General features: G+C 49.0%; 14 protein-coding genes and 1 pseudogene. 1 reads left to right on the forward strand and 14 read right to left on the reverse strand.

What is annotated here, in order from left to right:
- Nucleotides 1-527, forward strand: a pseudogene (locus Q4A14_RS05065) (hypothetical protein); the annotation flags it as partial.
- Nucleotides 528-936: 409 nt separating this feature from the next.
- On the opposite strand, the gene Q4A14_RS05070 reads toward Q4A14_RS05065, so the two are convergent.
- The 14 genes from Q4A14_RS05070 to Q4A14_RS05135 all read right to left on the reverse strand — a co-directional run bounded on the left by Q4A14_RS05070 (nucleotide 937) and on the right by Q4A14_RS05135 (nucleotide 23,946).
- Nucleotides 937-1,473: a hypothetical protein gene (locus Q4A14_RS05070; protein WP_303170415.1), complete on the reverse strand. Its 537-nt coding sequence runs from the start codon at nucleotides 1,471-1,473 to the stop codon at nucleotides 937-939.
- An 87-nt stretch (nucleotides 1,474-1,560) separates the two neighbouring features.
- A complete protein-coding gene (locus Q4A14_RS05075; protein ID WP_303170416.1) occupies nucleotides 1,561-3,957 on the reverse strand; it encodes an outer membrane beta-barrel family protein in 2,397 nt (798 codons plus the stop codon).
- Between the two features lie 222 nt (nucleotides 3,958-4,179).
- Nucleotides 4,180-9,411: an MG2 domain-containing protein gene (locus Q4A14_RS05080; RefSeq protein ID WP_303170417.1), complete on the reverse strand. Its 5,232-nt coding sequence runs from the start codon at nucleotides 9,409-9,411 to the stop codon at nucleotides 4,180-4,182.
- 26 nt (nucleotides 9,412-9,437) lie between these two features.
- Nucleotides 9,438-10,304, reverse strand: coding sequence for a lipopolysaccharide assembly protein LapB (locus Q4A14_RS05085; RefSeq protein WP_303170418.1), 867 nt, complete (start codon nucleotides 10,302-10,304; stop codon nucleotides 9,438-9,440).
- Nucleotides 10,305-10,518: 214 nt separating this feature from the next.
- Nucleotides 10,519-11,037 (reverse strand): hypothetical protein, encoded by a 519-nt coding sequence (locus tag Q4A14_RS05090; RefSeq protein ID WP_303170420.1) that lies wholly within the window; start codon nucleotides 11,035-11,037, stop codon nucleotides 10,519-10,521.
- Between the two features lie 400 nt (nucleotides 11,038-11,437).
- Nucleotides 11,438-12,451 (reverse strand): hypothetical protein, encoded by a 1,014-nt coding sequence (locus tag Q4A14_RS05095; RefSeq protein ID WP_303170421.1) that lies wholly within the window; start codon nucleotides 12,449-12,451, stop codon nucleotides 11,438-11,440.
- A 13-nt stretch (nucleotides 12,452-12,464) separates the two neighbouring features.
- The gene (gene pgl, locus Q4A14_RS05100) at nucleotides 12,465-13,196 is read right to left on the reverse strand and encodes a 6-phosphogluconolactonase (protein WP_303170422.1); all 732 of its coding nucleotides are present in this window, start codon (nucleotides 13,194-13,196) and stop codon (nucleotides 12,465-12,467) included.
- Nucleotides 13,193-14,758 carry a glucose-6-phosphate dehydrogenase gene (gene zwf, locus Q4A14_RS05105; RefSeq protein WP_303170423.1) on the reverse strand — a complete coding sequence of 522 codons (1,566 nt, stop codon included), beginning with the start codon at nucleotides 14,756-14,758 and terminating at the stop codon, nucleotides 13,193-13,195. Before zwf ends, pgl begins: the two co-directional genes overlap by 4 nt.
- A gap of 12 nt (nucleotides 14,759-14,770) precedes the next feature.
- Entirely contained in the window at nucleotides 14,771-16,222 is a 1,452-nt protein-coding gene (gene gnd, locus Q4A14_RS05110; protein ID WP_303170424.1) for a decarboxylating NADP(+)-dependent phosphogluconate dehydrogenase, read from the reverse strand.
- 201 nt (nucleotides 16,223-16,423) lie between these two features.
- Nucleotides 16,424-16,795, reverse strand: coding sequence for a rhodanese-like domain-containing protein (locus Q4A14_RS05115; RefSeq protein WP_303170426.1), 372 nt, complete (start codon nucleotides 16,793-16,795; stop codon nucleotides 16,424-16,426).
- 42 nt (nucleotides 16,796-16,837) lie between these two features.
- Complete coding sequence (locus Q4A14_RS05120; protein ID WP_303170427.1) at nucleotides 16,838-18,088, reverse strand: aminotransferase class V-fold PLP-dependent enzyme; 1,251 nt, start codon at nucleotides 18,086-18,088, stop codon at nucleotides 16,838-16,840.
- A 261-nt stretch (nucleotides 18,089-18,349) separates the two neighbouring features.
- Nucleotides 18,350-19,582: a nucleoside recognition domain-containing protein gene (locus Q4A14_RS05125; RefSeq protein WP_303170428.1), complete on the reverse strand. Its 1,233-nt coding sequence runs from the start codon at nucleotides 19,580-19,582 to the stop codon at nucleotides 18,350-18,352.
- A 28-nt stretch (nucleotides 19,583-19,610) separates the two neighbouring features.
- Nucleotides 19,611-23,303 (reverse strand): phosphoribosylformylglycinamidine synthase, encoded by a 3,693-nt coding sequence (purL, locus tag Q4A14_RS05130; protein ID WP_303170429.1) that lies wholly within the window; start codon nucleotides 23,301-23,303, stop codon nucleotides 19,611-19,613.
- Nucleotides 23,304-23,679: 376 nt separating this feature from the next.
- Entirely contained in the window at nucleotides 23,680-23,946 is a 267-nt protein-coding gene (locus Q4A14_RS05135; RefSeq protein ID WP_303170430.1) for a hypothetical protein, read from the reverse strand.
- Nucleotides 23,947-23,968: the final 22 nt, after the last annotated feature.

A 23,968-nucleotide genomic window follows, 5' to 3' on the forward strand; every position in this document is an offset into this window, starting at 1 on the left:
TTGTGACGCTGACAAAAGAGGACCCCGAAGACGTCATATCCTACAAGTGGGACGGTAAGACCGGCATTGTAGAGATCAAAGGGCTCTATGAGGGCGAGGCCTACCTCACAGCCACAGGACAAGACGGTCAGGAAGCTAAACTACATGTCACGGTCAAGGTGGCAGACAAGATCATCGAGCCGGGGGTCTATGGGACAGACGGCAAATACTACAGCAACAATGAAATCATAAGATTCGTAATGATCTCGGAGAAAGAAGGAGTCGGAGTGACACTGCACAACAGTGCACGTCCCTACGGAGGTTGGATCACCACTTATGAGGGCTCATACCTCGAGATCACCCCGGAAGTCATCAACCCCACCCTCGGGGAGACCATAGAGTTTGATCTGCAATACAGAGGTAAAGCCGCATCTTCCATGACATCCGGCAAGTACAGTCTCAAAGTGGAAGAAATACGCGAAGATACCGGCATGGTCATCCTCCGTCACCCACGATTCAAGGTGCATATACCATACTACAAGAGATAGGGAATATTTCTATCTGATAATACACAAGGGGCTGTGGCAAAATTGGATTTTGCCCGGCCCCTTTTTAGGTGTCTCAGAATGCGCAAAATGCAAGGCGCTAAGACTGAGGCTGAAGGGAGTATACTAAGGTATGTAACCGAAGCCGAATGTCGCAAGCAACACAGCAGTTTGTGCATTATGACACACCGCTTTTTTATGGTCTCTATGTGTGGAATTTATTGTCAGAGACGATCGATCATCCGTAAAACGGATGCCCTTGTGCTGAAATATAAGAACCACCACCGGATAAGTGCTTACACACTCTTCGGTTGGTGGTTCTTGTCTTCATTTAGGGATAAAAATGGCTCAAATCGACATTCTGTTTTTCAAATTCTCACCATTCTCTTTATGTCATATGATATTGGCATCTTTATTTTGGAGTGACCGGGCTCAGGATCAATTCCTTGAGTATATTATGACTATCATTTATATTCACAAAGTGCAATCTACCCTTTGAGGAGTCTTTTCTCATAAATATAAATTCTCTTGCCTTCTTAAGCCAAGGCTCTCGTTCAATATCATAATATGTAACAATCCTCAATGCTCCATTCTCAAATCTGTATGTTCCCTTTTGATTGTCAATAAAATCACCTATACTATAGGTGAGATAAACAATTCCTTCCTCTACACCGCTACCAGCTTCTGCTTTAGGTTCATCTTTTACAGTTGTCTTGGGATTTAAGTCTTTCAAGCCCCCTGACATAAAAACAAGGGTGACATCTCCTTCGCGAATATTTGTACCTCCGGACTCTTTATCATATTTGGCAATACCCTTCCATACATAATCCCTCAAAATATGTTGCTTGTAATTAGGGGCTTGGTTATCCCCATCACAAGAAGCAAAAAGAATAGGTAAAATGAAGAAAGCCAATAAAAGAACGTGTTTAGTACATTTAATCGTATTCATAAGGCTATAACTTTATAAAACATTTACAACAAAGTTAAAGATATTTTTCTTTCCATCTTTTTGCTTGATTATCTTCATAAAAGACAATCAGAAGCGATGTTCGATTTCTTGAGCACCCTTGGAGCGAGTGTTCGTTCTATCTTTTGCATTGGAAAATTTATAGGAAATAGACAGATAAAGAGTAGGATAAGAGTATCTGTTATTGAATGAAATAGAGTATCCTGCTCGATGACTGACTCCCTTGTAGGCAGAGGAGATAAGATTCAGACCTGCGACGGATAGAGATAAACGTCTATTAAGTAGAAAATAACTCATACCTATACCTAAATCGTATTGGGGTTCGATAGATGCCACGGTCGTATTTTTGCGTCCGGTATACTCTCCCGATATATACCCTGTCCATGTACGATTTTTATTGAAAGTAATGTCTAAATACCCGCTCAGCCCCCATTCACGGCCTTGTGTTTCGGGCAGAAGAGACTGATGGGTCGAGGTGTATTGACTCCAACCATAATAGCCATCTATACCGGCACTCATCCAGCTTAACTTATCAAGGTAATATCCGGCTTCGAGTCCTAAAAACAAGCTGTTTTGAGCATTTTCCATTTGGGTATATATCTTTTTCTCTTGCATCGTTGATAGAGTAGTGATCAACCCTAACCCTCTTTTAGCCCTACCTTTGATGGATAGTGCTCTTTTGAAAGTATATCCTAAGCTTGTGATATAGTAGAGTTGGGGTCTTAGGTCTGTATTACCTCTATAGAAAGAATTTTCATTGATTTGCCATACAAACGGATTGAGGTCTTTGAATTTGGGACGGTCGATGGAGCTGTTGAACGAGAATGTAATTTGATGGCCGGATGATGGGGTATAGCTTGTGTGTAGCAAGGGCAGCCATGCATCATGGTACATTGATACTTTGGGGATACCAGTTGGGTTTTTACCTATTTGTTGTAGAAGAGATTGGGTACCGGTATATTTTAGTCCCAATCGCATCCACCATCGTTCGCCAAATCGAAGTGTGCTACTTATGTAGGGGGTCAGTATCAATTCATTCCATCGTATACTATTGCTCTGAAGGGTTGCAGGGTTGAGGTTTCTATGTTCCGTATGTGTTCTATAATTGGTCGTAAAACTCCAAGCCCCCTTTATCCCGGTCTCCAGCAAGTATTTATGCTCTGAGTCTATGTAGATGGAGTAGTCATTATTCAAATTCAGACCGGAGGTGTTTATATCGTTGTCTTCCGAGTATTTCAAAAATGGAGTATTTTGGAAGAGTTCACGCCCTACATAGTTTGTCTGAGAGCCATTGGTCAGATTGAAATAGGATAGCTCTGTCCAAACTTGATGCCCTTTCCGTCCAAAGGTTGTTTCCCAGTAGGCAGTTGCCGTCAGGCGTGGTTCACTTGATTTGTAGCTGTTTTCATTGTCCACCACACGCTCGAAGTCTCCCAACTGAGACGAGATTTCGCGACTCTCGAACTGATTGTTGTATTTTTTCCCATTCCACGAGAATGCCCACCCTATCAGTTTCTTATCTCCATATTCATATTGCAAATTGCCTCGTATGCCTTTATAGTTGAATTGTCCCACAGAGGGGGTCTGTACCTTATATTGATATTTCCCCATCTGATATTCTTGTTGCTCTGAATATTCAGAGCCATTAAAATTGATAGAGGGAGCAAGAGAGGCAAAAAGTCCCCGACGATTGTAATGTAGTGCGCCATGACCCCCGAAGCGAAAATTGTCTTTGCCCCCCCACATCTCTTCGGTGCCGACAACCCCTCCTATATACTCCTTGAATATAGAAGAGGTGTGCAGTATAATCATTGCCGTATTCCCATCAGGGTCATAACGAAGAGGAGGCTGAGTGATAACCTCCACGCGGTCAATCAGCCCTGCATCGTATCCTTTAAGAACAGAGGCTATTTCGGATGCCTCTACGCGCTGTAAGACATTTCCGACCTTAACCAATACCTTATCTTTACCGATTACGGAAAGTTGATCTCCCTTTACCTGTACTCTGGGGATCAACTTTAACAAGTCAAGAGCATCGTTGCTCCGTTCTCTGAGTTCTTTTACATTTACAACGAACCCATCAGGTTGTGTACGTACTTTGACCGCCTTGCCCCGGACCACCACTGTTTGAAGTTCTTTGGTGGTCTCTTGCAAAGTGATAGAGCCAACATCCAGTTTTTCTGAAGTGATATGTATTTCTTTTACGTAGAGATCGTATCCGACAAAACTTACTCCCAAGATATAATCACCCTCAGGAATCGTTATCGAAAATTTGCCATTACTATCACTTATTGCGTACCGGAATATTTCTTGAGTAGATTGATCCTTGATTAAGAAGGCAGATGCTCCCACCAATGGGCCTTGACCATCCCGAATATGTCCGGAAACAACTCCCTGTTTTTCTTGTGCGAACAATGTAGAGGCGCAAAAAAGAAGTACTATAAACAAAAATAAATGTCTATTCATAGGTTATGGTATTGATAAAATTTGTCGCAAGAATACATCTTGGTTCAAAGGTCTTTTTTACATGGTAGACAGTAAATCATAATAGTAGTTTCCATACTACCATGTTGGGATGAACCAACGCCTGAAATTTACACATTTCACATCAAATATGCAATGCATTATAAAACATACCGCACGAATATCTCAGGAAATAAGTCTCACGATCCCTTTGACAACTCCGGATTATTTGAAATTCTTGGTTGATATCGGAGAGATAGAGAATTGTCCTCCTGCGCTGTTACCGGCAAACTCCGGAGCGTAGTAGGAGACGATCTCGGCCGGTCCGTAGACAAATGTGCCTTCGGTCGTTACTGTGACTTCGAGTTCAAAGGTGTGTCTGCCCCTTGGGATAAAGTCGATGAAGAGTCTGTCGGTAGCTTCTCCTCTACGGAAAGCCCACCACACTCTGTCTGAAACTTTATAGCCGTTTAGGATATTGCCCGGCTCACCACCTGCCGATCGGTCATCCTTTATGGTGACGAGGCTGAGGTCTCTATCTGTCTCTACGTGGTAGCGGATGATGAGTTTTTCACCCTTACGTGCCGGCTGTGTGGTAGAGACGGGTACGAGCGAAGTGGTGTTGGACTCGGTGACTCTACGCGCAAAGACTTCCTTGAAGACCTTGAGGTGATCGCCCGTAGGTGTGACCTTTATCATAGGCTCGGTGACACCATAGACAATGCCGCCAAAGAAGAAGTCGGTAGTAATCCCTTTGCCGAGAGCGATGGCAAACTTCTCTGTGAGACCATCCATGTGTCGAGAGACGAAGCCCATAGCCCGTTCGCTATCGGTGAGTCTCATCTCTCGTCCGCCTACGATGAGCGTTGCACCCTTTTCCACACGAGTAGGTGTGATATGGGTGAGGAGGAGTCTCACTGCCTGTATAGCCATGGTGTTGTCCCAGATAAATCCTTGCTTGGCTTTGAGGAAAAGGGCTATCACACTCTCTTTGGGTGTTCCCTTGTCCCTTGCTTGTTTGTACAGCTCAAATCCCACTTGTTCGTTATCGCTACGGGTATGGAGACTCATATCGTCGACGAACTTTTGGACTTCGGCATTGTGCTTGGCATCGCTGTAGAAGGATGTAAACTTACCATACTTAAACAGACGGCTCGGCCAGAAGTCACGATAGATATTGCGTGCGCTTTGGGCTTCTTTGCGGAGGGCGGATGCGAGTTTGGGATCGAGACTCTTGAGCTCAAGTCCGTGAGTATGGCGAGTGGTAGCATAGTCGATCATGCTGACATAAGACTCCTTCCGGACAAACTCCCCATCGAGGTAGGCAAAAGCCTTGGCAATCTCGCCGGCAAAAGTTGCTTTGAGTCGCTCCCGGGGCACATCGCCCAACATATCGAGGGTGTAGAGTGTCAGCCATACCGAGGTGTGTTCTCGGGCAAATCCCCAACCTCCGTCGGCATTGAGGTTGCCTTTGATCTTCTTTTCCAGAGCTTTGAGGTAATCCTCCAGTCGTCGATCATCGGTGATGAATCGATAGAATGTTGCCAAGGTGTGAGGATCGGTGAGGCGTTGTGCCATGAAGTGCCCCCTGTCTGCTCGGAGATCTACGGGGCCTGATTTTTGGGCAGCTTCCTGCAGGGCAGGCAAGGCTTCCACGATAGATGCCCGCACTTGGGGCTGTCTGCGGAAGAGGTCTTGGATGTTGGCAAAGACAACCAAACTGTGGAGTGCTCCGTAGTGTGAAAGTTTTTGCACACCGGTCTCCATCGCCATACTGTACTCCTGAGCCAATCGAGTGAGCAGGAGGTTGGTCGGATTGAAGTACGCAAAGAGATCGGGGACTGAGGTGAGTCTGTCGAGCTTTGGCAGATCGAGTGTCGTCTCTCCCTTTTTGTAGAGAGAGAATGGCACTGCGATGTTGTACTCCGTCATGTCTGTGCGTAGAGGGATCTCCCTCTTGACAGCGTCGGAGTAGCCGTCACCGATGATCTGCGCTGTGATGGACACTGTGTCTCCGGTGAGCATCTCGGGGCGTACCTCAAAGCGTACTGTGGAGGAGGCTTTCGCAGGGATGGTCTGCGTACCCTCAGCGAGCGCCTTTTCTCCTGCCATGATTTGATAAGAGACGAACGTAGCGGTCTCTGTGGTATTGCGTAAGAGAGCTTCGCCGATGAGGTGGTCACCGCGGGTGAGGTAGCGTGGGAGATTGACTTCGACAGACACCGGACTGTACACGTCAAAGGAGAAGTCCTTGATCGACTGGAGCTTGAGGCTTTTGTCGAAAGTAAAGATCTTTTCCACATACTTCGTCTGCGTGTCCGGAAGTTCATAGTCATACACTATCTCTCCATTGGCATTGGTCTCCAAAAGCACTGTAAAATAAGCCGTTTCGGAAAAGTCAGAGCGTACCTGTATACCCGAAGCCGCTGGGGGGAAACCGGCCTTCATCGCCGAATTTTCACTGAATGGAGTTGGTGTAACCTGCATACATTGCGCTTCTTCTGACAGACCGTCTGATCTGAGAAGGACAGCACCGGGATCATAAGATGTTCTGAAATCGTTGTATCCGAATACCGTTTCATCCTGCCTTGTCAGAACATAAGACCAGAATGATTGATTGGTTGTCGCTTGAAGCACAGCTTTGTCAAAGACGGTAACAAAGACGGGAGAGTGAGCCAGTGGCTTACCCTTGCTGTCCTTGATGACCAGCTTGCGATGCACCTTTGCTTTGGGGAAGAATTTCTCACCCTCTTTTATCCCGACAATGTTGAGAGAGTCGGTAGATGCCACATCTTTGGACAGCACGTTGATTTTCTGATAGTCCGGTATGCCGTTGTTATAGGAGATAAATTTCACATCCAATTCGCCCTTGGATAGGAGGTCGCGAGGGATCTTGTAGTCCACTATCTTCTTGTTGACATGGACGATGTCGTGCATCAATATATCCTCTCCCGAGGTGAACAAAAGGCTTATGTATGAGTCGTACGAACTACCGAAACGGAGAGTCTTATCACCTTTCTTTAGGATAGGCAACACCCACAAAGCTGTAGGTATAGGAGGGAGCTTGTCTGTCCTACTGTAGATGATGTAGTCCTTAGCTTCATCGACAACGGGATTTCCATAACCATCTTTTGCCCTCAGACCGAGAATGTATTGCCCGGATGGGAGGGACGGGAGAGAGAATTTCTTTACCCCATTGATAGGGAGTTCACCAAGCTCAAAGACCTTTCCGTTAGTGTCTCTGAAGTAAGCAAATACCTTGTATCTGTTGAGGTCTCCGAGTCGCAGGTTTACGTAGGGTTGTGTCTCTGTCGAGAGGATAAAGTCGTCCTTATCAATACCTTTGATTGAGCTCAAGGCCTCTGCATTCAGCGGCAGGTCAGTAGTATCCTTTTGGTACGAATGAGCATCAGTGGCGATACGCCCCAAAGCATCTATCGCACTCACTCGCACTTCATTGATATAGTGATGCTGCTTGTGACTTAGAGGAGGAGTGGTGACGACAAACTTACCATCATTGCCTACCGAGTGGGGCATCGTCGCTCTTTTTCCGGTCATATCGTATACAATATTGAGCTGTGCAGCAGTCGGAAGTCCGTTGTAGTCCGTGACTCTGCCGTGGATCACGAGAGGTTTCCCAATGACGTATCCGGATGTGACACTGTCTACGAAGACTGCCAGGTGTTGCCTTTTGTACGCTTTGACATCAAGGGACTCACTCCCCTTGTAACGCCCTTCCACTTTCAAGCCAAACATCTGATAATCTTCATCCTTGGGGAGTGTAAACGAAAGCTCTGCCACACCATTGGCATTGGTTGTAAAAGGCAATGTCTCGAGCTTTACCTCACGCATATTGACAGATGCAGTCACTACGAGTTTGCCCGGGGTGTTGGGAGCAACAGCCATACTTTTAGGCATATCCTTGTACAGTAGTACACCGACTTTCACGGTCTGTCCATGTCTGTACACAGGTCTATCCGTGTATATCTGCGCTATCTTGTAGGTGGCTGTGCGTACTCGGACAGGGCGTTTCGGAAAAATATAGAAGTGTTCATAACCTCTTGCCAGTCTGTTGTCTTCGATGACAACATACGTCTCACGATCCAAGTAAGGCATGGAGGTACGACCCTTTGTATTTGTGATCATTTTGCTGATAACGGAGTTGTCAGCTTGGTTGTATCGTGTGATCACAACACCGGGCAAGGGTTTGCCGTCGAGCGGATCCCGTGCAAAAACATTGAGAAAATTTTTCCCATGCTCGTTCTGAGTCTCCAATCGGGAGTGGGTCTGATGATCGAATGCAATACCACGAGAGCGACCGACCGGAGTCAGCTTATAAGTGTGATGACCGATACAAGGCACCTTGTCTCTGAAGCTATGGCGTACCACTCCATTGACATTTGGATTAAGGGTCCACTTCCGAGTCGTCTTTGACGGCTTATCAGTCTCCTTGAATTTGCGTCCTTTCTGTGTATCGCGTTCCAAAAAGCCCCCCTTTGGAGCTGTTGCGACGACCTCCACGGTGACAGAACCATCTTTGGCATCATAGTCCTTCAGGTTGACCCTTCCACGCTCTTTGAACATCTCGTCTCTGAAGGCTTGGATACGAGACGCATACTCTCTTTTTTTCACCCTTTTCATGAGAGTATCAAGGGTCTCCTCAAACATCGTTTGAGCCTTGACCCAAGCCTCATCGAGTCCTTCTTCAGGATTCATGTCGAGGACTTTATCCCTCAACTCCAAGAAGTCTTTCGATCGTTCCTTTTTGAGGAAGATGAGATCCAGCACAGCCTGCTCCTCCTGTCCATCAAAGAGGGCTCTGTGTCCTTTCATCATATCCACCCACTCTTGATCACTCAATGCCCTGCCCCGGTTTTCACACAGGACAAGAGCCTGAGCATAAAGGCCTGCACCGGTAGCTGCTTTGATCTCATCAGAGACAAGTCTGTCGACCTCGGCTCTCAGCCCCTTATCCCACTCCATTCTCTGTACTATCGTTATGCTCATATCGGAGAGGACTGATATCAGTACCTCATACTCGGTCGCCGAGTCATCCGGACGGGGATACAGCATTACACCCGTCGCACGCCTCACTTGTAGTTGGTACAGAAGTTCCTTGCCCGGCTTTTTTGCCAACGAATTGCGATCGGCAAGCAGGCGTCGGATGATTTTCAGGGATTCCTCCGAAGTTTTTTTGAGTCCCCACTTGAGCGTGTCGGGCGAAGCCGTATTCTCATCATACTCATCTATGTTGCGATAAAAGTTCTCATGCAATCTGTTGAGAGAGAGAAGTTCCTCAAGTATATCGGATGTTTTCTTCTTGTCTTTCATGCTCTTTGTCCTCTCTTGTGCGACCAACATACGGTCTGTTGCCACACTTGCCTTGCTCTCCTGCCACATCCATACCGAGAGTAGGGATATGAGCAGTACCATCCTGAGCCATGCATGTCTCATCATAGTTCGTCTTTATTTTGAGCTTGTTTCTAAAATTTCTTTGCTTCCTTGACCTCCTCCTCCGAAGCCCCCATTTCTCGAGCTTTCTCGAAGTCCAAACGTGCCTCCTTGCTCTCCCCGTACATCGCCCAGATGCGCCCTCTGAGCAGATAGTCCTCATAGGTCACACGCTCGGGACGCTTCATGACCTCTCGCACATCTTTGAGTGCGAGGGCTTTGCGATCTTGGGAAATGTACAACCGTGCCCGTTCTCTGTAAGCCACAGGGATCTTGGGGTATGAGGATATGAGGAAATTGTATATCCTCTCTGCCTGCTCCTCGTCACCTTTTTTCAGTGCTGCCGAAGCAAGGGCAATACGAGGCAGATAAGCCTTGTCGTTGTTCTGTATTATCGTCTCCAGATCGCTGATGGCGGCATCATAGAGCTTCATATCGATCTTGAGCAGAGCTCGGTTGAATAGCGACAATTCGCGCTTCGGGTTCAGTGAGACGATGTGATCGTAGTCGAAGAGGGCTTCGTCATACCGTCCCAACTTGCCGAATATCTCTGCACGGCGTTCACGCAGGACGATGAGATCCGGTTGCAACCGTATCGCCTCATGCAACTCGTTGAGGGCAAGCGTCGTGTCTCGACGCGCCAAGTGTATCTCTGCGATGTTGCTCCTGATCATGTAGTTGGTAGGAGCTTTGGGCATCAGCCCTATCGCTTTGTTGAAGAGGGTCACGGCACTGTCTGCCTGCTCGTTGCCCAATGCCTTGTATGCCTCGGCGATCAAACGCTCATACTCCTCGACCTTGGCCTCGTCCTGTGCCTGTACCACTCTCGGAAAGAGCGCCCCAAGCAGTAGGGCACAGAGTATCATCATCAATCTGCCGGATATCCTTTTCGGTGTCATAGTCGCCATGTTTCATGTTTTGTCATCTCCCTCGATCATGTCCCGATCGCTACAAAAAGTGTCGGGGAAAAGGGCTTAAAACGCTTAAATATACACTTTCTTTGCCAAGAAACCTACTCTTTGCAATGGTCCGGTGTTCAGAAAAAAAGGGAGGGTCGGAGATATGACAGCTCCTGACCCTCAGCCTTGTTCACAAATTCACGAGATTTTGTATTTACTTTTTGTCTGTCTGTCCCGACAGCCATAGTCTTACGGTATGTATTGCACGCTCCTGCTCTATCCCAAGAGTGGACTTTTTGCTCGCGTCTTGTTGCAGATCATCATAGAGCGAAAGAGCAAAGAAATTACCCTCTTCGAGCAACTCATTGATAACAAGAGGGATGATCTTCTTGCCCATGGATTTCAATGGAGGATAGGTGTCCAACCTCCCGGCATCTGTGGTCCTGCTGCTCATCCTTGTCTCAGAGGAAGTCCTCCATTCATGTTTCCACTTGGCAAATGCCGTATCAAAGGCTTTTTTGGTCTTGGCATCCACAGCTTTGACTGCTTCTTTGACCTTTTTGATCTCATCTGCCGACAGAGAAGCGCTGTCCTCATCGAGGTCCCGGGTCAGTGTTGTGCCGACAGTATCTCTGACCTCATCAGCATAGGCAAACCTCTGCCCTGCCAAGAAAAAACATCCGATCACTGTCAGGGTGGCAAATACAAGTCGCCTCAATCCTGCTTTTTTCATAAGTTTTCTCTTTCAACAATTAAACATCTCGGTTATACAACGAAAGATTTGTTTCCGCTTGTGCTTTTACATATAATCTCCTTGCCGTAAATATCTTAATAATATTTGTGATTTGCAATACCTAATAATACGTAGAAAAACATGAATCGCAGGGAGTTCCCATTGCAAAGCATCCATCGACGCTCAAGAAAGATGTAGAAGGTAACAAAAACAGGAGTCTAACTTGCGATCACAGGTTGTCTAACTTGATGACGCAAGTTGTCTAACTTGTGATCGTAAGATAGACACCTCACGATCGCACTTGGTAGCCAAAGAGTTATATCGATGGGAAGAGACGGCCGAAAAAACAACGGAAATGAGGCCGGCGGATACAAAAAAGCACCGATGATCGGTGCTTTCGTCAGGTGTCACACCTGCGCTTGGAGACTATCGAATTGGCAAGGAGTATCGTGTGCTTGAGGTACTGATACTCCTCTTTGAAGACTGAGGAGAGGCGACCGCTGTTCATCTCTTCGGTGATCTTGCGGTTGCACCAAAACTCCCCACCGACTCCTACCTTCGGAGCGGGACACTCGGTGCCGATATTGACGACATAGAGGTACACGACGTGTCCGCCATCGTTGTCGTCCGAATTGTAGCGCAGGAGGAACTTCGGGTGCATCCCCTTCGGGAGACTCTTCTCAAGCCGTTGCACCGCAGCTTGGCGGTTTTCCTCTTTCCTGAGGAACGTAGAGTATGGGAGGTCATAGCTCTTCTTCTCGGCACAGTCTGCCGCAGGGTGCGGAGTGAGCCATATTTCCTGACCTCGCACGATAGCGATGCGCACCTCTTGGCGACATCCGCTGAGTGTATCATCATCTGTCTCAGACACCTTTTTGTCCCTCATGATGATGCGTGCACAGTGTGTCACCCATACGAGTGTGACGAGGGCAAATGGCAAATGGACTTCCATCCAAGCATACTGAGGAAGGGCTATACGTGCAAAGAGATAAGTCACAGCGAGTATGCCCATGAGGCGGTTTGAAAACAGGAGTTCGCGACAGGTGGGGTGCTTACTCAGTTCGCAAGTACGTACCGACGATATGCCCCACAGCGCGGCAACGATGATGAGGACAAATAGTAGCGGAGTGGAATAGTCCCGCGACATGCCCATCATGTCCACCATGATGCGTGTCAGCGCAACTTTATGGAATGGGATAAGGAGTAAAAGGGGAAGGTGGGCATAGAGACTGCGATAGTTGATGCGGAAGAGGCTTTGGACTATCGCAAAGAGGATGAGAAGGACTCCGGAAACGATGTGCGCACTGACACCCGGAGCATCGCATACTCCATCGCTACAAAGGATGAGTGGGAGGAGAGCCATCCAAAGTAGGGAAGGATTAAGGATACTGCTGAGGATTCGAGTCGTGCGCATGAGGGGATGTTCGTTATCGGAGCGGGATGTCTGTATATATCTCCATACCCTTGGCTATACGCATGGCATAGGCTGCAGGGAAGAGACGGGTATCTGTGTCTGTGGCGTCGCCTTCGGCAAGGGTGATGACTTGTGCGAGACGTTCGGTCTTGGCCTGACCCGTAACATGGAAGAGGGTCTTGGGACTACGGCGGATCCCTTCATAAGAGAGAGCCACACGCTCGATGCCGTTTGTAGGATGGACGGAGCGTAGGAAGTCTTCTTCGACTTCATAAAGAGCCTGACCCGGGAAAAGTGAAGAGGTATGTCCATCTTCGCCTACACCGAGGATGATGAGGTCAAAAGGAGAGGATTTACCGTGCTTGAGCCTGAAAGTCTCGGCTTCGGCATTGTATTTCTCCACTGCTTCATCGATGCTTTGCCCCTCAATATGCCTGATGGGGTGCAACTTCTTGGGATCGTATCCGATAGGCTGAAAGACTGCTCTCAGTGCATTACCGTAATTGCTGTCCTTGGACTCCTCGGGTACCATGCGTTCGTCCACCCACCAGAAGTGTATGTCTTTGTCCCGTATTTCCTCGGGATGTGCACACCAAAAGTCAAAAAGAGCCTTGGGGGTGGATCCTCCACTGAGTGCAACGCTGTAGGGACGCGCCCCTCCGGCGTCATAGAGATCTATGATGCGTTCAGACAGAGCCTCTGCCACAGCTTGAGGATCAGTATAGTGGTTGTAGTTGATCGTCATAGTTCGCAATAGAGATCTGTGTCGGTAAGGTTTTTACAAGGATTGGTCCAAAATCTCCTTTCGGGCATGAGAGCATCCGCTTCCTTAGGTCCCCAAGTACGAGCGGGATAACCATGCAAAGGTATGGTGTCGTCCTCTTTCCAGGCTTTGATGATCGGATCGAAGTACTTCCATGCAGCTTCGACAGCATCACTTCGGGTGAAAAGGGTGGGATCTCCCTTCATACAGTCTTCTAAGAGGCGAGAGTAGGCATCACCGGCAGGTACGCCTCCGAGCTTGTCGTAAGAGAAATCCATAGACACTTGTTGGACGTCAAATCCTGAACCCGGCGTCTTCATACCAAAACGAAGAGCTGTACCCTCATTGGGCTGTATACGTATGGTCAATATGTTGGGCACGCAACCGGTACTACAGTCGGGACTGAACATAGAGTGCGGTGTCCCTTTGAAGTGTACCACGATCTCTGTCACCTTGGTAGGCATCTGCTTTCCGGTGCGTATGAAGAAAGGGACTCCGCCCCAACGCCAATTGTCCACATACATCTTCATTGCGACGTAGGTCTCCGTCCGGCTTTCTGGATTTACTTTATCTTCCTCGCGATAAGCCTTGAGGTGGGTGTCATTGACGGTGGATTCGGTGTATTGTCCTCGTATGACTTCGTTGTGTATCTGTTCGGGGGTCAGTGGCTTGAATGACTGATAGACCTTGACGATTTCGTTACGGAAAGTATCCGAGTTGAATACCGCAGGAGGTTCCATTGCCGTCAGAGCAAGCAACTGTACGAGGTGGTTCTGCACCATATCCCTGAGCGCCCCGGTCTCATCGTAAAAGCCTCCTCGACCTTCGATACCGAGATTTTCGACCGCAGTTATTTCGATGCGATCGATGTAGTTACGATTCCACAGTGGTTCGAAGATACCGTTGGCAAATCGTAGGGCCATGATATTTTGGGCAGTTTCTTTGCCGAGGAAGTGGTCGATACGGTAGAGTTGATCCTCTTCAAAAGAAGATGTGTACACCTTATTGAGAGCCAACGCCGACTCAAGATCGTAACCAAATGGCTTTTCTATGACAATACGACGGATACGCTCTGTACCATGTGCATTTCCCTCATTGAGTTTCACATGAGTCAGGTGTTGGGGGATGACTCCGTACAGACGAGGAGGAGTCGCGAGGTAGAAGACATAGTTCTGAGGATTGTCGAGCTTCTTGTCCAAGGTCTCCAATCTCTCTTTGAACGCGGTATAGTCCTCCACCTTGGCAGGGTCCATAGCGTGATAATACAAGTGCCGGAGGAAGTCCTTAGCCAAGTCTTCTTTGAAAACATCGGCGGGTAGATGCTCGCTCAGTTTGCCATGCAGGTATTCGCGATACTCCTCATCCGTGTAAGAAGTACGCGCAGCCCCTACGATAGCAAAACGCTTGGGCATCTTGCCCTTTACGAAGAGCTGATATAGTGACGGTACGAGTTTGCGCATCGTCAAGTCGCCCGAAGCTCCGAAGATAACGAGGATCAAAGACTCCGGCATCACCGGCTGTATATTCCGTGTAGTCAATGTCATAGGCTTATGCTGTTATGCGTTGTAGACTGTGCTTTCTGCATCTCCTCCGAGACCTACCCAGTCTTCGTGGAAAAACTCACCCCTCGGTCTGTCCACTCTCTCGAACATATGTGCACCGAAGTAGTCTCTCTGTGCCTGTATCATGTTGGCAGACAAGCGAGCTGTGGTGAGCGAATGGAAGTAGTTAAGAGCCGAAGAGTAAGCCGGTATGGGCAGACCCACACGAGCACCAAGGGCTACGACTTCCCTCCAGTCTTCGAGAGACTTTGTCATCTCTTCCTTGAAGTATTCATCGAAGAGGAGGTGAGGCAACTGTGGGTTACGCTCGTAAGCCTCAGCTATTTTGTTGAGGAACGAAGATCTGATGATGCAGCCGCCTCTCCATAGACGAGCGACGTTGCTGAGGTTGAGTTCCCAGCCTCTTTCCTTGGAAGCCTCTGCCATGAGTTGGAAGCCCTGAGCGTACGACACCAACTTAGAAGCATACAAAGCCGTTGCTATCTTCTCTGTCTCACGTCCGGTGAATGGGATGGGCACGAGATAAGGATTGTAGAGTCTACCTGCCTCGACACGCAGATCCTTGAGAGCAGAGATGCTCCGCTCATAGACCGCTGTCGATATGAGGTTGAGGGGGATACCGTACTCGAGCGAATTGATCACCGACCACTTGCCCGTACCTTTCTGTCCTGCCGCATCAAGGATGACATCGATGAGATGCCCACCTGTCTCGCCATCCTTGCGACGAAGGATGGCTTCGGTGATCTCGATGAGGTAACTGTCGAGCTTGCCCCTGTTCCACTCTCCAAAGACATCCGCCATACGGTCATTATCATAATTGAGAATCTTCTTCATGATGAAGTAAGCCTCCGATATAAGCTGCATATCACCGTACTCTATCCCATTGTGGATCATCTTGACGAAGTGTCCGGAGCCACCGCCACCGACCCAGTCGCAACAAGGGCTGCCATCGCCGGCCTTTGCCGCTATCTTCTGCAAGATGGGCATCACATGCTCACGAGCCTCTGCCGCTCCACCGGGCATGATGGATGGGCCATTGAGTGCGCCTTCCTCACCACCGGAGATACCACAGCCTACGAAGTGCACACCTTTGGCATGGGGGTCTGCCACACGGCGTTCGGTGTCGATATAGTTGGAGTTGCCACCATCGATGAGGATATCACCCGCCTCGAGATGAGGAAGGAGTTGGTCTACCACCTGATCCACAGGAGAGCCTGCCTTGATCATCATGACGATCTTGCGAGGTCTCTCGAGCGAAGCCACAAAGCCGGCCACATCCTTACAGCCGACGAAGTTTTTGCCGGCTGCACGACCGTTCATAAATCTGTCCACTTGCTCAGCGCTTCTATTATAGACAGAGACACGGAAGCCGTTGCGCTCCATGTTCAGCGCGAGATTTTCGCCCATGACCGCAAGACCGATGAGCCCGATATGAGATAGTTCCATATATGTATGTTGTAAAGTATTAAGTCCTGTTTGTCCTTGTCTATTTAACAATCAATGGTTGTATAAGGTTTGAAGCCCGAAGGAGACAAAGCATGAAACCTGATCTATCCAAGCCATAAAAACAAGCAGTGCCGACATCCCCCGATTGAGGTCTGACGGCACTGCCTGTTGTTGCGAAAAAAGTCTCAGGAGACTTTACCCTTATTCCTTTATAAAGGCTTGATAGCCTCCATCCAGATTGATCACCGTGAAGCCGGCTTTGCTTAGGATTTCCGAAGCCTTGGCACTACGCTTACCACTACGGCAGTACACAGCTATCGGACGAGACTTGTCAAAAGTCTCAAGCGCACGCTGTTCAAAGTCTTGATCTTTGACGGAAATCTGTACGGCACAGTCGATATGCCCTGCTTCGTACTCTTCGGCCGTACGCGCATCAAGGAGCTGCATACCCTCTTCTTTCAATATTGTCTTGAACTCTTCGACAGAGACAGTCTTATAAGCACTTGTTGTAGTACAGTCGGCAAACGATAGGCAGAGCATCATTGCTGCCAGGCAGGTCAGGATCTTTTTCATTGTATTTTCTTTAGTTTGACTTGATAAAATGTTATTGGTTTCTTATCTCAACATAGGGAGGACACGCTCGAGCGCAGCCACAAGAGCATCGATATCCTCTTTGGTATTGTAAAATGCAAAACTTGCACGGATCGTTCCCTCAAGCCCAAGTTCGCGCATGAGAGGCTGAGCACAGTGGTGTCCCGTGCGTACGGCGATACCCATACGGTCGATGAGCATACCGGCATCGTAAGGGTGGATACCCTCAAAGGTAAAGGATATCACAGCCTCCTTGGTCTTTGAGGTACCATGAAATCTGATACCCTCGATCGTGCTCAGACGTTCGGTGGCATAGACAAGGAGTTCTTCTTCGTGCTTCATGATGGCATCGAAGCCTATCGATTGGATATACTCTATAGCCTTGCCCAAGCCCACACTGCCAATGAAGTCGGGTGTACCGGCCTCAAACTTGAATGGTATTTCGTTGAACGTGGTGCTCTCAAACGACACCTTTTCGATCATCTCTCCACCACCTTGGTAGGGAGGTATAGCATCGAGGAGTTCACGACGACCATAGAGCACCCCGATCCCCGTAGGAGCATAGACCTTGTGACCACTGAAGGCAAGGAAGTCCACACCCATCTCCTGCACATTGATAGGTCGGTGCGCTATCGACTGAGCGGCATCGACAAGCATATGTGCTCCGTGAGCATGAGCGATATTCGCGATCTCACGAATGGGGTTGGTTGTGCCAAGCACGTTTGATGAGTGGCACATGGACACCAACTTGGTGCGAGGCGAAAAGGCCTTGCGGTATGCATCCATATCGAGATCTCCACTCTCTGTAACCGGCACGGGCACAAGTCGTACACCGTCGAGGAGTTGCCAAGGCACGATATTGGAGTGGTGCTCCATCACGGAGATGATGACTTCGTCTCCGGGTTTCAAAAACTTGCGTCCGTAAGAGTGCGCCACGAGGTTGATACTTTCGGTCGTTCCTCTGGTGAAGAGCACCTCTTCGGGAGACTCCGCTCCGATAAAGGCTGCTACTGTCCTGCGGGCTGCTTCGTGAGCTTCGGTGGCTTCCCGGCTGAGGAAGTGGACACCTCTGTGGATATTCGCGTTGCGAAAGAGAGCCGCCTCATCCATGGCTTCGATGACTTGACGAGGTTTTTGGGCTGTCGCTGCATTGTCGAGATAGATGAGCTTCTTGTCTCCGTAAATGGTCTGTGAAAGTGCGGGAAAATCCTCACGTATCTTGTGTATATCTAATGTCTTCAATTTGAGTTGTATTGCTAATGTTTTCGATTGCATGATGTGAGCCATCCTTCCGACAAAAGTACGACTTTTATTCAAAATGGACATGCCAAAACAGGCACTAAGTCTCTCCTATCCTTTTTGTGATCGGGAAAAATGCCTTGTTCGTCCGTGAGAGATGTGCATCTCTCGAAATCAAGGTGCCTACCTTGATATACGCTAAGCTATTGAGAACTGTGACAGCCCTCAATTCTTTATTTCTTTTAAGGTTGTTTTCGGAGATATTATGCAAGAACACCGGACGACCCGGCAAGCCTTTTACCCGAAGAAAAGGTAGCAGAGGAAGATGCCCGTGACGATGCCGATGAGGTCTGCGATGAGGGAAACCCCGAGGGCATAGCGGGTACGCTTGATGGCTATACTGCCGAAGTACAGAGCAATGATATAAAATGTAGTGTCGCTGGCGCCTTGGACTAGACACACGAGGCGTCCGACAAAACTATCGGCTCCGTGGGTCTGCATGGCATCGATCATGAGACCTCTTGCACCTCCGCCACTGAGAGGCTTCATAAGCATAGTAGGAAGGGCATCCACCCAAGCAGTGTCAAGCCCCATCGTACTCACGAGATAGGAGACTCCCGACATGACAGTATCCATCGCTCCCGAAGCCCTGAAGACTCCGATAGCAACGAGGATAGCAACGAGATAAGGGATGATCGTGACGGCTGTTTTGAACCCATCCTTTGCCCCATCTATGAAGTCTTCGTACACGTTGCGTCTGGCAAGGACTCCGGAAAGGATAAACAGACAGATAAAGCCGAAGAGTATGACGTGAGAGGTAAGGGTAGAATAGTGGGTCAGCTCTTCTTTCGGAACATTATTGAAGGTATAAAACAGCAACCCTATGAGAGCGACAAAGATCAAGGCAGGGATCACAAATGCCTTGCGGAAGAGATTGATGCGTTGCCGTATGGCCACCATAAGTATGGCCGACAGTGTACTTGTTCCCGTCGCCAGGAGTATAGGCAGGAAGATGTCGGACGGTGAGGCACTGCCGAGCTGTATCCTGTACATGATGATGGTAATAGGGATGAGTGTCAGCCCTGAGGCATTGATGCAGATGAACATGATCATCGCATTGGATGCCCGCTCTTTGTCCTTGTTGAGTTGTTGCAACTGTTGCATCACCTCAAGACCGAGAGGTGTTGCGGCATTGTCGAGCCCGAGAAGGTTGGCAGAGAAGTTCATCAGCATGGTGCCATTGACGGGATGACCTGCAGGAACTTCGGGGAAAAGAACTTTGAAAAACGGAGCCGTGGCACGAGACATCCTCTGCACCATGCCGCTGCGTTCGCCTACTTTGAGCAGGCCTTGCCAGAGAGTGAGCACCCCGGTAAGTCCGAGGGATATCTCAAAACCTGTCTTGGCCGAACCAAAGATGGCTTCTACAATGTTGCCCCATACAGCCGTATCGCCCATTGCCACCGTCTGTATGACGGCAGCAACGAGGGCGATAAGGAAGAATGATATCCAGATGTAATTGAGCAACATCTTTGGGATTCAGTATGTGTATTGTGATTTAGCTTTTGTGTATACGGCACCACTCAAAGGCATTGACGAAGGCTTCAAACCATGGAGTGACATCCATACCTTCGCGCTCAGGATAGTAACCGCATTGCCATGGGAAGATACACCTCTCGGGGTGTGGCATCATCGCAATATGACGTCCGCATGGGCTGGCAAGGGCTGCTATACCTTCGGGCGAACCGTTGGGGTTGGCAGGATAAGCATCGTATAGGTACTTTGCCACGATGCTGTACTTGTCGGTAGTATATGGGAGGTCAAACTTGCCTTCTCCGTGAGCGATCCATACACCTATCTTCTGTCCGCTGAGACTGCCGAACATCACAGTGTCGTTGGCAGGGATCTCAAGAGAGACAAAGCCCGACTCAAAGCGAGCCGATAGGTTGTGTACCATGCGGTGTTTCTCTTCGTGCTCAGGATAGAGGAGTCCGAGCTCTCCGAGCAACTGACATCCGTTGCAGATGCCGAGAGTAAGAGTGTCCTTGCGAGCATAGAACGCATCGAGAGAAGCCTTTGCTTTTTCGTTGTACAGGAATCCCGCTGCCCAACCTTTTGCAGATCCGAGCACATCCGAGTTGGAGAATCCTCCGCAGAATACCAACATCTGCACCTCAGACAAGTCTTCCCTGCCGGTCATCAAGTCTGTCATATGAATATCCTTGACGTCAAAGCCTGCGAGGTGAAGAGCATAAGCCATTTCGCGCTCACCGTTGGTTCCCTTATCCCTTACTATAGCAGCCGTGATGCCCGAACGCTCCTTGCGGTCGCGGGTCTTTCCGTACGACCCGAGAGTCCCCTTGAAATCTGCGCCGAAGTGGTATTGTACAGGCTGGTGGAAGTAGTTCTTCGCACGTTCGGCAGCCTGAGCTGGATTAGTCTGATAGACTTCCATGCGCTTGGAAGCCTCATACCAGACATCTCTGAGGGCATCGATGTCGAGCGTGATGTCCTTACCCTTTGCTGCGATATGTATGTGGCGAGAGGGCGAGAGTGTAGCTATCTGAGCACATCCGACCCCTGCCTCTTCGAGATAAGCCATTACCTCTTTTGGCTTCGCTACTTGTATGACGACACCCGGATTTTCTGCGAAGAGCAGTGTACGAAGGTCGCTTTCGGTGGCTTGCAAGTTCACATCGAGACCGCCCTTTGTATTGGCAAATGTCATCTCGAGAAGAGTCGTGATAAGCCCCCCTGCTGAAATATCATGGATAGCGAGGATGTCTCCCTTGTTGATGAGTTCGGACACAGCGAGATAAGCATCAGCAAAGTATTCGGAGTCCATGACATCGGGCGTGTCGTTACCGACTTTACCGAGAGTCTGGTAGAATGCCGATCCCCCGAGAGATGCCTTGCAGAATGAGAAGTCCACATGTATCAGACCACTACCCTTGACATCCTTGATGACCGGGCCTACGATCTTACGGACATCTCCGATCTCTGCTGCTGCGGAGACGATAAGAGTTCCCGGAGCGACAACCTTTTCGCCCGAAGGATATTTTTGTGTCATGGAGAGAGAGTCCTTACCTGTCGGGATGTTGATGCCCAGCTTGATAGCAAAGTCCGAACAAGCCTCCACAGCCTCATAGAGGCGAGCATCCTCACCGGCATTACGGCAAGGCCACATCCAGTTGGCAGAGAGCGAGATTGCCTCCATACCTCCCTCTATCGGTGCACCTATGAGATTGGTGAGGGCTTCGGCTATCGCGAGGCGAGAACCCGCAGCCGGATTGGCAAGAGCCACCACAGGAGCATGACCCACCGAAGTTGCTATACCGCTCTTTCCTCTGAAGTCGAGAGACATTGCACCGAGATCGGAGAGAGGCAACTGCAACTCCCCTTGACACTGCTGGCGAGCTACTCTACCTGTGACCGAGCGATCCACCTTGTTGGTGAGCCAATCCTTACAAGCCACTGCTTCAAGTCGGAGGACAGCCTCCACTTGTGCTGCAAAATCTTCGTTGCAAGCAGTAGTATCGGGATCGGCGAATGAAGTCTCCACCGTCCTATCCGTCATGATGGTCTTTGGCGCACTGCCAAACATATGTTGGAGAGCGAGGTCGATAGGTTTCTCACCATTATCTTTTTCAAATACGAGAGCCATGTCGTTGGTTGTCTCTCCGACGACATACAGAGGAGCACGTTCGCGTTCCGCTATCTTACTGATGCGTTCGATATCTTTTTCCTTGACAAGGAGCCCCATACGCTCCTGACTCTCATTTCCGATTATTTCTTTTGCCGAAAGTGTCGGGTCGCCTACGGGCAGACGATCCATATCGATATGTCCTCCGGTCTCTTCGATGAGTTCGGACAGACAGTTGAGGTGTCCGCCAGCACCGTGGTCGTGGATCGAGATGATAGGATTGTCATCACTCTCTGCGAGCGAACGCACCACGTTCGCCACACGCTTCTGCATCTCAGGGTTGGAGCGTTGGATGGCATTGAGCTCCACAGCCTCCTTCATCTCACCTGTATTGACCGAAGACACGGCACCACCACCCATACCGATGCGGTAGTTGTCGCCACCCATGACGATGACCTTTTCGCCCGGCTCGGGCTTACCCTTGAGGGCATCCCTTTTATTGGCAAATCCGACACCACCGGCGAGCATGATTACTTTGTCATAACCCCAAGTCTTGTCGTTTTCCTGATGTTCAAATGTCAGTACCGAACCACAGATAAGCGGTTGTCCGAACTTATTCCCGAAGTCCGAAGCACCATTCGAAGCCTTTGTGAGGATCTGCTGAGGTGTCTGGTAGAGCCAAGGGCGAGCCGAGATCTTTTGTTCCCACTTACGGTCCTTGTCGTCATCTCTGGTGTATGAAGTCATGTAGACCGCAGTACCCGCGAGAGGGATGCTGGCCTTACCTCCTGCGAGACGGTCTCTGATCTCTCCTCCCGATCCTGTCGCAGCACCGTTGAACGGCTCCACTGTCGTCGGGAAGTTGTGCGTCTCAGCCTTGAGAGACACCACGGTATCTATTTCTTTGGTACCAAAGTATGATGAAGTGTCCCCTGCAGAAGGTGCAAACTGCTCGATGCGGGGACCTTGGTTAAATGCGACATTGTCCTTGTATGCCGACACGAGACGATTGGGATTGGCTGCAGATGTATCCTTGATCATCTTGAAGAGCGAACGCTCTTTTTCCTCGCCGTCGATGACAAATGTACCACCGAAGATCTTGTGGCGACAGTGTTCCGAATTGACCTGTGAGAATCCGAACAACTCACTATCCGTGAGAGGACGACCGAGCTCACGAACCACCCCTTTGAGATACACTATTTCCTCTTCACTGAGGGCAAGCCCCTGTTCTTCGTTATATTTCTCTATGTCCTCGACCTTGAGGATGGCGGCGGGCTCGAAGTTCTGCGCAAATATACCCTCATTGATACCCTCGTAAGCACGAAGGAGCATAGGGTCATAAGCTGTCTCGGGAGTTGCCGAGACGAAGAACTCGATACGTTCGATACCTGTCAGACCCATGGTCTGTGTGATCTCTACAGCTGTGGTACTCCATGGGGTGATCATCTCAGGACGAGGCCCGATATGGAAGCTCTGAAGCTCCGAAGCAGACACACGTACTGCCCCATCAAAGAGCCAGGTCAAGGCTTCGATATTTGCATTTGAAAAGTCAGCGGAGTGCTGTACGGCATAGACCGTGCCATCGGCGTGTCGAAAGAAAGATAACATATCTCTGATTTTAGGGATGATATAGTGGTTACTAATGCACAAAAATAACGATTTGCGCTCACATACAGAATCACCCGCACACATTTTGGGGCACAAAAAAATCAAAAAAGTCTCTCATCCTCCGAGAGCATCCCACCTGAGCCGTATTTTTCGCTGTCGAGCCGTCATCGGAGCGCCCTTTCCTATCGCTTTCCCGGGGATACTTGAGATACAAGCGTTTACGAAGGTCCAAAAAAAGTTGTCTAACTTGACGCATCAAGTTAGACAACTTCCGATGACAAGTTAGACAACTTAATTTCGAAGGTTCTATACCTTTTTCCGGAGGCATTGACATGCACCTCGATTTCCCGAGGCTTCCCTATCGGCAAAAAACGCTTTAGAAAGGCGCTACAAATCGAAGAGAGGTGTATACCAAAAGCCAAGTGCCCAGTATCGCGAGTATCTTGAAAAAGATATTTCTGTTTTTTCTCATCAGCAACCACACTGTATTGACGACTGCGGAAATGGCAAACAGCACCAATATGTAAGTAGACCATGAGCCCCACTCCGACTGTACCGAGATATCCAACAGTATCTTCAAAGCGAGAAAAATACTGAAGAGCAGAGTAAATCCCCATTTGTTTTTTGTATTCGGTTCGTTCATGATAAAGTTCTTTGTATTGTTT

Origin of the sequence: Porphyromonas sp. (genome assembly GCF_030529325.1) — a bacterium.
In the GTDB taxonomy this organism is placed as follows: Bacteria; Bacteroidota; Bacteroidia; order Bacteroidales; family Porphyromonadaceae; genus Porphyromonas_A.